This is a genomic window from Pseudomonas sp. NFPP24 (assembly GCF_900112095.1).
In the GTDB taxonomy this organism is placed as follows: Bacteria; Pseudomonadota; Gammaproteobacteria; order Pseudomonadales; family Pseudomonadaceae; genus Aquipseudomonas; species Aquipseudomonas extremorientalis.
The window spans coordinates 275,575-289,851 of sequence record NZ_FOKD01000006.1; the positions used below are offsets into that span (position 1 = coordinate 275,575).

Consider the following 14,277-nt stretch of genomic DNA (forward strand, 5'->3'; position numbering starts at 1 on the left):
ACGGTTCAGCATCTTGCAATGGGTATGGCGCCTGCATAAGTATCCGCAGGCCGACTCACGAGGTCGCCCTCACCACCAAAAATGACAACAAATCATGAGGCCAACATGCTTAAACACGCAGTCATTCCGTTAATTGTTAGCGCTGGCCTTATGGCCGCAGCTCCTTTCGCCCAAGCGGCGACTAACCTGGTGTTCTGCTCCGAAGGGAGCCCGGCCGGTTTCGACCCAGGCCAGTACACCACCGGAACAGACTTCGATGCCTCGGCCGAAACCATGTTCAACCGCCTGACCCAGTTCGAACGCGGCGGCACCGCTGTGATTCCTGGGCTGGCTACCAACTGGGACGTGTCCCCGGATGGCTTGACCTACACCTTCCACCTGCGTGATGGCGTCAAGTTCCATACCACCCCGTACTTCAAACCGACCCGTACCTTCAATGCCGATGACGTGCTGTTCACGTTCAACCGCATGATCAACAAGGACGATCCATTCCGTAAGGCCTACCCCACCGAATTCCCGTACTTCACGGACATGGGGATGGACACCAACATCCAGAACATCGAGAAAGTCGATGACCATACTGTCAAGTTCACCCTTGGCACCGTGGACGCCGCCTTCATCCAGAACCTGGCGATGAGCTTTGCCTCGATCCAGTCGGCTGAATACGCCGCCCAACTGTTGAAAGAAGGCAAGGCTGCGGACATCAACCAGAAGCCGGTCGGCACTGGCCCGTTCGTGTTCAAGAGCTACCAGAAAGACTCGAACATCCGCTACACCGGCAACAAGGACTACTGGAAACCTGAAGACGTGAAGATCGACAACCTGATCTTCGCCATCACCACCGACCCGTCGGTGCGCATCCAGAAGCTCAAGAAAAACGAATGCCAGATCACCCTGTTCCCACGTCCGGCCGACCTCAAGGCGCTGGGCGATGACAAGGCCCTGAAACTGCCGCAACAAGCCGGTTTCAACCTGGGCTATATCGCTTACAACGTCATGGACAAGGTCAAGGGCAGCGACCAGCCAAACCCATTGGCTGACCTGCGCGTACGCCAGGCGCTGGACATGTCGGTGAACAAACAGCAGATTATCGACTCCGTGTACCAGGGCGCCGGCCAACTGGCTGTCAACGCCATGCCGCCGACCCAATGGTCGTATGACACCACCATCAAGGACGCCAAGTACGACCCTGAGAAAGCCAAGTCGCTGCTCAAGGAAGCCGGCGTCAAGGAAGGTACTGAAATCGTTCTGTGGGCCATGCCGGTTCAGCGTCCGTACAACCCGAACGCCAAGCTGATGGCAGAAATGCTGCAAAACGACTGGAAGAAGATCGGTCTCAACGTGAAGATCACCAGCTACGAGTGGGGCGAGTACATCAAGCGCTCCAAAGGTGGCGAGAACCAGGCCATGATCATTGGCTGGAGCGGTGACAATGGTGACCCGGACAACTGGCTGAACGTGCTGTTCGGCTGCGACTCGCTGGCCGGTAACAACTTCTCCAAATGGTGCGACAAGAAATTCGACGGCATCGTCAAAGAAGCCAAGGCCACATCGGATGTCGCCAAACGCACCGAGCTGTACAAGCAGGCGCAACATATCCTCAAAGATGCAGTCCCGATGACACCTATCGCGCACTCGACGGTGTATCAACCCATGCGCAACACCGTACAGGACTTCAAGATCAGCCCGTTTGGCTTGAACTCCTTCTATGGCGTGAGCGTAAGCGGCAAGTAAGAAGCCATGACGGCGACGTTTCATAACGTCGCCGTTATTGCATCCGCCTGGCCCGTAGGAAACAGACCACGCTCGCAATCGTTGCCTCCTACAGCAACGAACTGCGATGCACGGCGCCGTTGCCTACAGGGTCAATCCGATTTGGCGCATTTACTGCGAAGTCCGCGACCCATAACGTCGTAGGACAGCAGAGGCTCCAAACTCGGAAAGGCACTTGCTGCGTGTGGGATCAGTGATGTCTCCCTGGCTGAATGCCGGGGTGATTGCTCGCTGATGACAACTACAAACAAGGATCGGGATCGTCATGCGCCATACCACCGTTCTATCCGCAATTTTTGGTACCAGCCTGCTGGCTGCGGCCACAATGGGCCACGCCGCTGACAAGCGGAGCCTAGTGTTCTGCTCGGAAGGCAGCCCGGCCGGCTTTGACACCGCGCAGTACACCACCGCCACCGATAACGATGCGGCCGAGCCGCTGTATAACCGCCTGGTTGAGTTTGAAAAAGGCGAGACCGGTGTCGTACCCGCGCTGGCAACCAAGTGGGATATTTCGCCGGACGGCCTGACTTATACCTTTCACCTGCGTGAAGGGGTGAAATTCCACAGCAACAAGGAATTCAAGCCGACCCGGGACTTCAACGCCGACGACGTGCTGTTCACCTTCAACCGCATGCTTGACCCCGACCATCCGTTTCGCAAGGCCTACCCCACCGAGTTTCCGTACTTCAACGGGATGAGCCTGAACAAGAACATTGCCAAGGTCGCGAAAACCGACCCGCACACCGTGGTGATCACCCTGAACACGGTCGATGCCGCGTTTATCCAGAACATTGCCATGAGCTTCGCCGCGATCCTGTCGGCCGAATACGCCGAGCAACTGCTCAAGGCCGGCAAGCCCAGCGACATCAACCAGAAGCCCATCGGCACTGGCCCCTTCGTGTTCCAGCGTTACCAGAAAGATTCGCAGATCCGCTATGTGGCCAACAAACAGTACTGGGACCCGAGCAAGGTCAAGCTCGACCAGCTGATTTTCGCCATCAACACCGACGCCTCGGTGCGCGTGCAAAAGCTCAAGGCCGGCGAATGCCAGGTGACCCTGCATCCGCGCCCGGCTGACGTCGACGCCCTCAAGGCCGACCCGAACCTGAAACTGCTGACCAAGCCGGGGTTCAACCTCGGCTATATCGCCTACAACGTGCGCCACAAGCCGTTCGACCAGCTTGAAGTGCGCCAGGCGCTGGACATGGCGGTGAACAAGCAGAGCATCCTGAACGCCGTGTACCAGGGCGCCGGGCAATTGGCCGTAAACGCCATGCCGCCGACGCAGTGGTCCTACGACGAGACTATCAAGGACGCCGCCTACAACCCGGAAAAAGCCAAGGAACTGCTCAAGGCTGCCGGCGTGAAGGAAGGCACCGAAATCACCCTGTGGGCCATGCCGGTGCAACGGCCGTACAACCCCAACGCCAAGCTGATGGCCGAGATGCTGCAAAGCGACTGGGCCAGGATCGGCCTCAAGGTCAAGATCGTCAGCTACGAGTGGGGCGAGTACATCAAGCGCACCAAGAACGGTGAGCACGATGTGAGCCTGATCGGCTGGACCGGCGATAACGGTGACCCGGACAACTGGCTGGGCACCCTCTACAGCTGTGACGCCATCGGCGGGAACAACTACTCCATGTGGTGTGACCCGGCGTACGACAAGCTGATCAAGCAAGCCAAGGTCGTGACCGACCGCGAACAACGGACTGTTCTGTACAAACAGGCGCAGCAACTGCTCAAGCAGCAGGTGCCGATCACGCCCGTCGCCCACTCGACGGTCAACCAGCCGTTAAGCGCCAAAGTCGAAGGGTTCAAGGTCAGCCCATTCGGCCGCAACGTGTTCTCGGGCGTCAGTATCACCCCATAAGAAAATAACCGGATTGCGCAGGGCGGCCCCCGCCTTGCTGCAAACGCGCGGCCTTTTGTTGGGATTTTTCCTACGCCAAACGTTTGCAATGGCTTGAACGAGTTACACACCCAATAGCCGGATCACCAAAAAAGACCGGCATTAAAAAGAGAACCAAAGGAGCTTCAACCCATGAAACTGAGCAGCAAAGCGCTTCTGGCCCTGGCCATCAGCAGCATCACGGCCACCGCCTACGCGGAACCCGCCAGCCAGGACTTCGTGCCGACCACACTGGCCGGCACCAGCGCGCAAAGCGAGGCCAAGGGCTTCATCGACGGTCAAAGCCTGGGCGGTACCACTCGCAACTGGTATGCGAACGAAATGAAGTTTCGCAACGACCGCTTCAGCTATCGCAAAGACGGCGTGAAAACGCCGATCTCGCGCCGTATCAACTGGGCCCAGGGCACCATCCTCAACTACACCTCGGGCTTCACCCAAGGCACTGTCGGGGTCAGCACTGAAGTCGCTGCCTACAACTTCATCGCCCTCGACCGCGACCGCAAAGATATCGCCGGCGGCTCCAACCGTACCCTGGCGGACTCCGGCGGCGACGCTGTAGGCCAGTGGAGCAAACTGGGCCTGGCCAACGTCAAGTTCCGTGTTTCCAACACCACCTTGACCGCCGGTCGCCAGAACTTCAGCACCGGTATCGTCGACACCATCGGCAACCGTGCGCTGCCTTCGAGCTTTGAAGGTGTGAGCTTCAACAGCGAAGAGTTCAGCAACCTGTCGTTCCAGGGCGGTATCTTCGATCGCGTTTCGCCGCGTACCGAGCAGAGCCTGTCGAAATTCCGTTCCGAATACGGCAATGGCCAGGAAACCGACAAGGTCAAGACCCTGGGCTTCAACTACCAGCCGTTCAAGAGCCTGAAAACCAGCGTGTTCGCCGCCAACGTCGAAGACTTCTGGAACCAGTACTACTTCGGCGCAACCCACGAACTGGGTGATGCTCAGACCCTGGCACTGACCACCGGCCTGAACTACTACAAGACCACCGACACCGGCAGCAAGAAGATGGGCAACATCGACAACGACACCTACTCGTTGTCCCTGGGCTTGACCCACCAGGCCCACAGCCTGACCTTCTCGTACCAGGAAGTGAACGGTGACGAGTACTTCGACTACCTGCACGAAACCAACGGCATCTACCTGGCAAACTCCCTGACTTCGGACTTCAACAGCCCGAACGAGAAGTCTTTCCAGATCGCCTACGCCATCAACATGGCCGAATACGGCGTGCCAGGCCTGAAGTTCAACGTCTACTCGGCGCGCGGTTGGGGCATCGACGGTACTCACTACAACGGCACCGCCTACGGCGAAGCCGGCGCATCGCGTAGCGACCTGCGCCTGATGGACGGCGAGAAACACCAGGAATACGGCGTTGGTACTTCCTACGCAATTCAGAGCGGCCCGCTCAAGGCCACTACGATCCGTGGCACCTACGTGACTCACCGCGCCAGCGCCCAACAAGCTGACGGCAACATCAAAGAGTTCCGCCTGGTCACCACCATCCCGTTCAACATTCTTTAATCAGCGCCAAGTAAGCGGCGGGCTCAGGACGAGCCCGCCGTCTACGTTTGTCTGGTCCCATCGATTGCAGAGGGCTCCGAATGAAATTGCTCCCACTACAAGCCGCCATGGCTGCCGCGCTGTTGAGCGTGGCCATCGGCGTTTCGGCCAAACCACTGGTGGTCTGCACCGAAGCCAGCCCGGAAGGTTTCGACCCGGTCCTGTACACCACGGCCGTGACGGCTGACGCCGCTGCTGAAACCATGTTCAACCGTTTGGTGGACTTCAAGCCAGGCACCACTGAAATTGTTCCCGCGCTCGCCAAGAGCTGGGAAATCAGTGACGACGGCCTGACCTATACGTTCCACCTGCGCGATGACGTCAAGTTCCACACCACCGACTATTTCAAACCCACGCGTAACTTGAATGCCGATGACGTGCTCTGGAGCTTCCAGCGCCAGTTGGACCCGAAACACCCTTGGCATAACAAATCCACCACGGGTTTCCCCTATTTCGAAAGCATGGGCTTCAAGGAACTGCTCAAAAGTGTCGAGAAGACTGATGACCACACGGTGGTCTTCACCCTGACGCGCCCTGAAGCACCGTTCCTGGCCGATGTCGCGATGCCGTTTACCGCCATCCACTCCGCTGAATACGCCGACAAACTGCTCGCCGCCGGTAAGACCGATGAGCTCAATAGCAAGCCGATCGGTACCGGCCCGTTCATCTTCATCCGCTACCAGAAAGATGCCCAGGTGCGCTTCAAGGCCAACCCGGAGTACTTCCGTGGCAAGCCGCCGGCCGATCCGTTGATCCTGGCCATTGCGGTCGACAACAACGTGCGCCTGCAGAAGCTCAAGGCCAACGAATGCCAGGTCGCGCTATATCCCAAGCCCGATGACCTGCCAAGCATCAAGAAAGACCCGAACCTGAAGGTCGATGAACTGGCGGCGATGACCACCGCCTACACCGCACTGAACACCACACACAAGTACATGAGCGACGCGCGGGTGCGTCACGCGATCAACATCGCGTTCGACAAAAAAGGCTACAACGAATCGCTGTACGGCAAAGGCAACGCTGTCGATGCCACCGGCCCGTTTCCCCCCACGCTGCTGGGCTTCAACGACAAGCTGAAAAACCCACCGCGCGACCTCGACAAGGCCCGTGCCCTGCTCAAGGAAGCGGGTGTGCCGGAAGGCACCGAGTTCACCCTGTTCACCCGTAACGGCGGCGGCCCGACCAACCCTAACCCGATGCTCGGCGCCCAGCGCATGCAGGCGGATCTGGCGCAGATTGGCCTGAAGGTGAATATCAAAGTCATGGAATGGGGCGAAATGCTCAAGCGTGCTAAAAACGGTGAACACGACATGGTATCCGCCGGATGGGCGGGGGATAACGGCGACCCGGATAACTTCCTCACGCCGAACCTGAGTTGCGATGCAGCGAAAAACGGCGAAAACTACGCGCGCTGGTGTAACAAAGAGTTTCAAGACTTGATCGACAAGGCGCGCGCTGTGGCTGAACCCGCACAACGCGCTGCACTCTATGAACAAGCCATGGACGTTTTCGACAAGGACCAACCATGGATCCCCATGGCTTACCCGAAAATGTTCACCGCTATGCGCAAGAACGTCGAGGGTTATACCCAAAGCCCTCTGACGAACAATAACTTCGCCACCACCCAGGTGAAGTAAATAAGAAAAACGCTCGGCGCCGTCGACATTGACGGCGCCGGACCTGCCTAACCGGCTGATTGAGGTACACGACAAGATGTTTAGTTTTATTGCCCGCCGACTGGGGTTATTGATCCCCACGTTCTTCGGCATCACGTTGCTCACGTTTGCGTTGATTCGCATGATCCCTGGCGACCCCGTCGAAGTCATGATGGGCGAGCGGCGCGTCGACCCCGAGATGCACGCACAGGCAATGGAACGCCTCGGCCTTAACAAGCCGCTGTATGCGCAATACCTGGATTACGTCGGCAAACTGGCCCAGGGTGACCTTGGCGAATCGCTGCGTACCCGCACCAGCGTGTGGACTGAATTCACCGCCCTGTTCCCCGCGACCCTGGAACTGTCCATGGCCGCCCTGTTGTTCGCCGGTATCCTGGGCCTGTTGGCCGGGGTGATCGCGGCCCTGAAACGAGGATCCCTGTTCGACCATGGGGTGATGGGCATCTCCCTGGCGGGATATTCGATGCCGATCTTCTGGTGGGGCCTGATCCTGATCATGTTCTTCTCGGTGAGCCTGGGCTGGACCCCGGTTTCCGGGCGTATCGACCTGCTCTACGACATCGAGCCGCGCACCGGCTTCATGCTGATCGACACGCTGCTGGCTGACGAGCCGGACGCGTTCTTCGACGCCCTGCACCACCTGATCCTGCCGGCCATCGTGCTCGGCACCATCCCGCTGGCGGTGATCGCGCGGATGACCCGTTCGTCGATGCTCGAAGTGCTGCGCGAAGATTACATCCGCACCGCCAAGGCCAAAGGCCTGTCGCCGACGCGCGTGGTGTTCGTGCACGGCCTGCGTAACGCACTGATCCCGGTGTTGACCGTGGTCGGCCTGCAAGTCGGCACGCTGCTGGCCGGTGCGGTCCTGACCGAGACCATCTTCTCGTGGCCCGGCATCGGCAAATGGCTGATCGAAGCCATTGGCGCGCGGGACTACCCGGTGGTGCAGAACGGCATCCTGCTGATCGCCTGCCTGGTGATCCTGGTGAACTTCGTGGTGGATATCCTCTACGGCTTCGCCAACCCACGCATCCGTCACCAGCGCTGAGATCATGACCATGACCACACCTACTCCAGTGTCAGCAGTCGATCAAAGCCTGCTGTACCCGTCCCCGTACAAAGAATTCTGGCAAGCCTTCTCCAAGAACAAAGGCGCGGTTGCCGGCCTGCTGTTCATGTTGCTGATCGTGTTCTGCGCGATCTTTGCCCCGTGGGTTGCACCGCATAACCCGAGCGAGCAATACCGCGACTTCCTGCTGACCCCGCCAGCCTGGCTGGAGGGTGGGCAGATGCAATTCCTGCTCGGCACCGACGAACTGGGCCGCGACCTGCTTTCACGCCTGATCCAGGGCTCGCGCCTGTCGTTGCTGATCGGCTTGTCGTCGGTGGTGATGTCGCTGATCCCGGGCATTCTGCTGGGTCTGTTCGCCGGGTTCTTCCCGCGCTTGCTCGGCCCGACCATCATGCGTCTGATGGACATCATGCTGGCCCTGCCGTCGCTGCTGCTGGCCGTGGCCATTGTGGCAATCCTCGGCCCTGGCCTGATCAACACCGTGATCGCCATCGCTATCGTGTCGCTGCCGTCCTACGTGCGCCTGACCCGCGCGGCGGTGATGGGCGAACTGAACCGCGACTACGTGACCGCCGCGCGCCTCGCCGGTGCCGGCCTGCCGCGCCTGATGTTCATTACTGTGCTGCCCAACTGCATGGCACCGCTGATCGTCCAGGCCACCCTGAGTTTCTCTTCGGCGATCCTCGATGCAGCGGCCCTTGGCTTCCTCGGCCTTGGCGTACAACCGCCAACCCCGGAGTGGGGCACCATGCTGGCTTCGGCCCGTGACTACATCGAACGCGCCTGGTGGGTGGTAAGCCTGCCGGGTCTGACCATTTTGCTCAGCGTGCTGGCAATCAACTTGATGGGCGACGGCCTGCGCGATGCGCTGGACCCGAAACTCAAGAACGCCGCCTGAGGAGATTCCCATGTCACTGTTAGAAATCAAGAATCTCAACGTGCGCTTCGGCGACAAGACCGCCGTGCCGGTGGTCGATGGCCTCGACATTTCCGTCGACAAAGGCGAAGTACTGGCCATCGTTGGCGAGTCGGGCTCGGGAAAATCCGTGACCATGATGGCGCTGATGGGCCTGATCGAGCACCCCGGCATCGTCACCGCCGACGCCCTGAACTTCGACGGCAAGGACATGCTCAAGTTGAGCAATCGCCAGCGTCGCCAGATCGTCGGCAAAGACCTGGCGATGGTGTTCCAGGACCCGATGACCGCGCTGAACCCCAGCTACACCGTGGGCTTCCAGATCGAAGAAGTGTTGCGCCTGCACCTGAAAATGTCCGGCAAACAAGCGCGCAAACGCGCCATCGAACTGTTGGAAAAGGTTGAAATCCCGGGCGCTGCCAGCCGTATGGATGCCTACCCGCACCAACTGTCCGGCGGTATGAGCCAGCGTGTAGCAATCGCTATGGCGATTGCCGGCGAGCCGAAACTGCTGATCGCGGATGAGCCCACCACCGCACTGGACGTCACCATTCAAGCGCAGATCATGGACCTGCTGCTGGCCCTGCAGAAAGAACAGAACATGGGCCTGGTGCTGATCACCCACGACCTCGCGGTCGTGGCGGAAACCGCCCAGCGCGTGTGCGTGATGTATGCCGGCCAAGCGGTGGAAGTCGGCCAGGTGCCGCAACTGTTCGACATCCCGGCGCACCCGTACAGCGAAGCCCTGCTCAAGGCGATCCCGGAGCACAGCCTGGGCGCCACGCGCCTGGCCACGTTGCCCGGTATCGTACCCGGCCGCTATGACCGTCCGCAGGGCTGCCTGCTGTCGCCGCGATGCCCGTACGTGCAGGAAAACTGCCGGAGCCAGCGCCCCGGCCTTGATCCGAAAACCAACAGCCTTGCGCGCTGCTTCTACCCCTTGAACCAGGAGGTGGCGTAATGGCCGTCGTTCTTACCGCCCGCGACCTGACCCGTCACTACGAAGTGTCCCGTGGCCTGTTCAAGGGCCACGCCACTGTGCGCGCCCTCAATGGCGTGTCCTTTGAGTTGGAAGCCGGCAAGACCCTCGCCGTTGTAGGCGAGTCGGGTTGCGGCAAATCTACCCTGGCCCGTGCGCTCACATTGATCGAAGAGCCGTCTTCCGGTTCCTTGAAAATCGCCGGCCAGGAAGTCGCCGGCGCCGACAAGGCCCAGCGCAAGCAATTGCGCAAAGACGTGCAGATGGTATTCCAGAGCCCGTACGCGTCGCTCAACCCACGGCAGAAAGTTGGTGATCAACTGGGCGAGCCGCTGTTGATCAACACCAACCTGTCCGCCGCCGAACGCCGCGAAAAAGTGCAGGCGATGATGAAGCAAGTGGGCCTGCGCCCCGAGCATTATCAGCGCTACCCGCACATGTTCTCCGGCGGCCAACGCCAACGCATCGCCCTGGCCCGCGCGATGATGCTGCAACCGAAAGTGCTGGTGGCGGATGAACCGACCTCGGCGCTCGACGTATCGATCCAGGCCCAGGTGCTCAACCTGTTCATGGACCTGCAGCAGGAATTCAACACGGCCTACGTGTTCATCTCCCACAACCTGGCGGTGGTGCAGCATGTCGCCGATGACGTGATGGTGATGTACCTCGGCCGCCCGGTGGAAGTGGGCCCCAAGGAAGACATCTACGCACGCCCGCTGCACCCGTACACCCAGGCGCTGCTGTCGGCCACCCCGACCATCCATCCGGACCCGAACAAGCCGAAGATCAAGATCGTCGGCGAGTTGCCTAACCCGCTGAACCCGCCGCCGGGCTGCGCGTTCCACAAGCGTTGCCCGTATGCGACGGCGCGGTGCAGCAGCGAGGAGCCGCAACTGCGGGCCTTGGATAACCGCCAGGTGGCCTGCCATTATGCGGAGCAGTTCGTCGCGTGATGCTCGGCTGGAGCGGTCTCCCCCACTCCAGCTAGAGGTTGACGCTCCGAGTTCCACAGCCCCTGCCACCAGGTTGCGCATCAGCCTAGCGGCAGGGGCTTTTTATTAATGATTCAAAACACACCACGTGTGTAGTCCATCCTTAAATACTGCTGTTTTCAGTGCAACTTTATTATAGTACGCACGCCTCTATTCCTAAACCTGTAACACCATCTAAGCCTCTATTGTTAATTGCAAAATCAATGATTAGATTCAGTCGCCTCATCATTGAAAATCGATAACGCCATGAAATATCGCCCCGTATCACGTTCTCTTGAGCACTTGCTGAACACCATTTACCAGGACGACGACATCACCATGGGTGAGTTTAAGCGGCTTCAGGCCGAGTCGGATATACGCTGGGAAAACGTAATAAAAGAATTGGGCCACAACAACACTCTGATCTCTTTTCAGAGCGCCATGGATGTAGCCCTGCACCTATTGTATTTGTGTGTCGAACATATCAAGCATCAGGAGCTGAGTGATTTTAACGAGGCCCTTGTGAAAGATGCGGTTCATGCACAAGTTGAGACCGTTCGGGCTGGGGCCAATCTTGCACTGAAACAACTTCAGGTCGGACCAAACACGTTATAAGAGGACGGGAGGTGGCTTGCCACCTTCCATCCTTTAAATCCTCCATAGCCTTGGACACTATGTCTGGCTGTCGCCTTCAGCGTCCGGATCATCGCTGTCCGGCTCGTCGGTGGTGGAGTCATCGTCGTCCTCACTGCCACCCTGGCCCTTGTCGCCAGGCTCCGCCTCGGACTTCGCCAGTTGCAGATCCTGGCAGTGCCCCGAAGCCACAACACCGCTCTGCACCGGGCTATGCGCCCAGGCCGACGACATCCCCAACGACAACAGCACCAGCACTTTTATCAACAGCACAACTCGTTGAAAAATACTCATGGTTGATTCCGTCCAGTCAGTAGGTCAATCCCGCGCGACAGCCGTCTACCGCCGCCAGTATTGACGCTAGCCCCGATGCCGGGTTTACGCCAAGTCTCAGGTCTCACCGTCGTCGAAGGTAGCACTGTCCTCCCCCTCGTTATAGGGATTTTCCGCATCCTCCTTGGGCGCAGGCTGGGCCTGGGGCTGCCAGCTGCCAGAGTTGACCTCCTGCTGCTTTTTCTTGGTGACAGGGCCCGTGTCCTTCCATTGGGGCGTGCCGGCGCCGGCCAGGGCCAATGAGGCGAACAAGCCCAAAGCCCCCAGCAGCACCAGTTGAATGACGCGTTGAGTTATACGCACGGTGGCCTCCTATTCCGTCGATGGGTGAGTGAAATACTTCAAACGCTAGACGGGATGTGGGTTTCTCGCCAATAGCCCTGATCGATGAAGATCAAAATGTGGGAGGGGCGGTGCGACGATTCGACTTGCCCCCGATGGCGGCGTACCAGCCAGCGGATTTATTGATTGACCCACTGCTATCGGGGGCAAGCCCCCTCCCACATTTTTATTTGTGTTTGGCCAATAAAAAGGGCGAAGCCATCACAGCTTCGCCCTGTTCTTTACCGCTTGGACCTTAATGGTGCTCACGGGTCGCGCGGAATTTCACATCCGGCCAGCGTTCTTCCATCAGCGCCAGGTTCACCCGGGTCGGCGCCAGGTAGGTCAAGTGCCCACCGCCGTCCACCGCGAGGTTTTCCACGGCCTTGTTGGAGAACTCTTCCAGCTTCTTCTTATCGCTGCACTCGATCCAGCGCGCGGAGTACACGGTGATCGGCTCATACGAGCACTCCACCTTGTATTCCTCTTTCAAGCGGCTGGCGACCACATCGAACTGCAGCACACCGACGGCGCCGAGGATGATGTCGTTGCTGCGCTCGGGGAAGAACACCTGGGTGGCGCCCTCTTCCGCCAGTTGCTGCAAGCCCTGGCGCAGTTGCTTGGATTTGAGCGGGTCGCGCAGGCGTACACGGCGGAACAGTTCCGGGGCGAAGTGCGGGATACCGGTAAAGCCCAGCGCTTCGCCTTCGGTGAAGGTGTCGCCGATCTGGATGGTGCCGTGGTTGTGCAGGCCGATGATGTCACCGGCGTAGGCTTCTTCGAGCTGTTCACGCTCGGAGGAGAAGAACGTCAGGGCGTCGCCGATGCGCACGTCCTTGCCGGTGCGCACGTGGCGCATCTTCATGCCTTTTTCGTATTTGCCGGAGCAGATGCGCATGAAGGCAATGCGGTCGCGGTGTTTTGGGTCCATGTTCGCTTGGATCTTGAACACGAAGCCGGTGAATTTCTCTTCGACCGGTTCCACGGTGCGCTCGTTGGCAACACGGGCCAGAGGCTTGGGCGCCCAGTCGACAACGGCGTCGAGTACATGGTCGACACCGAAGTTGCCCAGGGCGGTCCCGAAGAACACCGGGGTCAGTTGGCCGTCGAGGAACTCCTGCTGGTTGAACTCGTGGCAGGCGCCCTGCACCAGTTCCAGCTGATCGACAAAGCGGTCGTACTCGTCACCCAGGTGGGCGCGGGCTTCGTCGGAGTCGAGTTTCTCGATGATCTTGGTTTCGGTGCGCTCGTGACCGTGGCCGGCGGTGTAGACAATGATGTAGTCATCGGCCAGGTGGTACACGCCCTTGAAGTCGCGGTAGCAACCGATCGGCCAGGTGATCGGCGCAGCCTTGATCTTCAGGACGGCTTCGATTTCATCCAGCAGCTCGATGGGGTCGCGGATGTCGCGGTCGAGTTTGTTGATGAAGCTGACGATCGGCGTGTCACGCAGACGGCACACGTCCATCAGCGCGATGGTGCGGGGCTCGACGCCTTTACCGCCGTCGAGGACCATCAGCGCCGAGTCCACCGCGGTCAGGGTGCGGTAGGTGTCTTCGGAGAAGTCTTCGTGGCCCGGGGTGTCGAGCAGGTTGACCATATGGTCGCGATACGGGAACTGCATGACCGACGTGGTAATGGAGATACCCCGTTGTTTTTCCATTTCCATCCAGTCGGAGGTGGCATGGCGGTCGGATTTGCGGGATTTCACCGTGCCGGCCACTGCGATTGCCTTGCCCATCAGCAAGAGCTTCTCGGTGATGGTGGTTTTACCGGCATCGGGGTGGGAAATAATGGCGAAAGTGCGGCGTTTCGCGACTTCGGCGGCCTGGTGGGTCATGGGAAATCGCCTGGCAGGTGAGTCAAAAAAGGGCGGCGAGTATAGCGCAAACCCAGGAGGACGGACCACCGTTCAGCCCATTGGGGGTGGCTAAATGCTGCCAAGTGTGGAACCTTTTAAAAGGTAGAGACGTCCACTCCCCTGCTACCGCACTCGGAACAGGGGCTGATAAATCAGCAAGTTAGCCTGACGAGGCTGCGCTCATGGCTCGATCGCATACCGCGTTGCCGGTATCGGCGAGCTGCATTTCGCGACCACATTCAGAGGCAGCCAGGAATGGCATTG

At 59.4% G+C, this 14,277-nt stretch carries 12 protein-coding genes; 9 read left to right on the plus strand and 3 right to left on the minus strand.

Annotated features, from left to right (window positions below):
* The first annotated feature begins 105 nt into the window (after positions 1–105).
* The 9 genes from BM026_RS15245 to BM026_RS15285 all read left to right on the plus strand — a co-directional run bounded on the left by BM026_RS15245 (position 106) and on the right by BM026_RS15285 (position 11,480).
* Positions 106–1,734, plus strand: a complete 1,629-nt coding sequence (locus BM026_RS15245; protein WP_093512508.1) for an ABC transporter substrate-binding protein — start codon at positions 106–108, stop codon at positions 1,732–1,734.
* Positions 1,735–2,038: 304 nt separating this feature from the next.
* Complete coding sequence (locus BM026_RS15250) at positions 2,039–3,643, plus strand: ABC transporter substrate-binding protein (protein WP_092240694.1); 1,605 nt, start codon at positions 2,039–2,041, stop codon at positions 3,641–3,643.
* Between the two features lie 171 nt (positions 3,644–3,814).
* Complete coding sequence (locus BM026_RS15255) at positions 3,815–5,212, plus strand: OprD family outer membrane porin (protein ID WP_092240692.1); 1,398 nt, start codon at positions 3,815–3,817, stop codon at positions 5,210–5,212.
* 80 nt (positions 5,213–5,292) lie between these two features.
* Entirely contained in the window at positions 5,293–6,888 is a 1,596-nt protein-coding gene (locus tag BM026_RS15260) for an ABC transporter substrate-binding protein (RefSeq protein WP_093119891.1), read from the plus strand.
* Between the two features lie 76 nt (positions 6,889–6,964).
* Complete coding sequence (locus tag BM026_RS15265; RefSeq protein ID WP_025856266.1) at positions 6,965–7,975, plus strand: ABC transporter permease subunit; 1,011 nt, start codon at positions 6,965–6,967, stop codon at positions 7,973–7,975.
* 10 nt (positions 7,976–7,985) lie between these two features.
* Positions 7,986–8,897 (plus strand): ABC transporter permease subunit, encoded by a 912-nt coding sequence (locus tag BM026_RS15270; protein WP_010213191.1) that lies wholly within the window; start codon positions 7,986–7,988, stop codon positions 8,895–8,897.
* Between the two features lie 10 nt (positions 8,898–8,907).
* Positions 8,908–9,876, plus strand: coding sequence for an ABC transporter ATP-binding protein (locus tag BM026_RS15275; protein WP_071491107.1), 969 nt, complete (start codon positions 8,908–8,910; stop codon positions 9,874–9,876).
* Positions 9,876–10,847 carry a peptide ABC transporter ATP-binding protein gene (locus BM026_RS15280; RefSeq protein WP_016971590.1) on the plus strand — a complete coding sequence of 324 codons (972 nt, stop codon included), beginning with the start codon at positions 9,876–9,878 and terminating at the stop codon, positions 10,845–10,847. The genes BM026_RS15275 and BM026_RS15280 overlap by 1 nt, the downstream gene beginning before the upstream one ends.
* 285 nt (positions 10,848–11,132) lie before the next feature.
* Positions 11,133–11,480, plus strand: coding sequence for a hypothetical protein (locus tag BM026_RS15285; RefSeq protein WP_092240686.1), 348 nt, complete (start codon positions 11,133–11,135; stop codon positions 11,478–11,480).
* 57 nt (positions 11,481–11,537) lie between these two features.
* On the opposite strand, the gene BM026_RS15290 is transcribed toward BM026_RS15285, so the two are convergent.
* From BM026_RS15290 to BM026_RS15300, 3 genes are all read right to left on the minus strand, one after another.
* Positions 11,538–11,792 carry a hypothetical protein gene (locus BM026_RS15290; protein ID WP_092240684.1) on the minus strand — a complete coding sequence of 85 codons (255 nt, stop codon included), beginning with the start codon at positions 11,790–11,792 and terminating at the stop codon, positions 11,538–11,540.
* Between the two features lie 96 nt (positions 11,793–11,888).
* Entirely contained in the window at positions 11,889–12,134 is a 246-nt protein-coding gene (locus BM026_RS15295) for a hypothetical protein (RefSeq protein WP_071491105.1), read from the minus strand.
* A gap of 274 nt (positions 12,135–12,408) precedes the next feature.
* Positions 12,409–13,992: a peptide chain release factor 3 gene (locus tag BM026_RS15300; protein ID WP_078046847.1), complete on the minus strand. Its 1,584-nt coding sequence runs from the start codon at positions 13,990–13,992 to the stop codon at positions 12,409–12,411.
* Between the last annotated feature and the right edge of the window lie 285 nt (positions 13,993–14,277).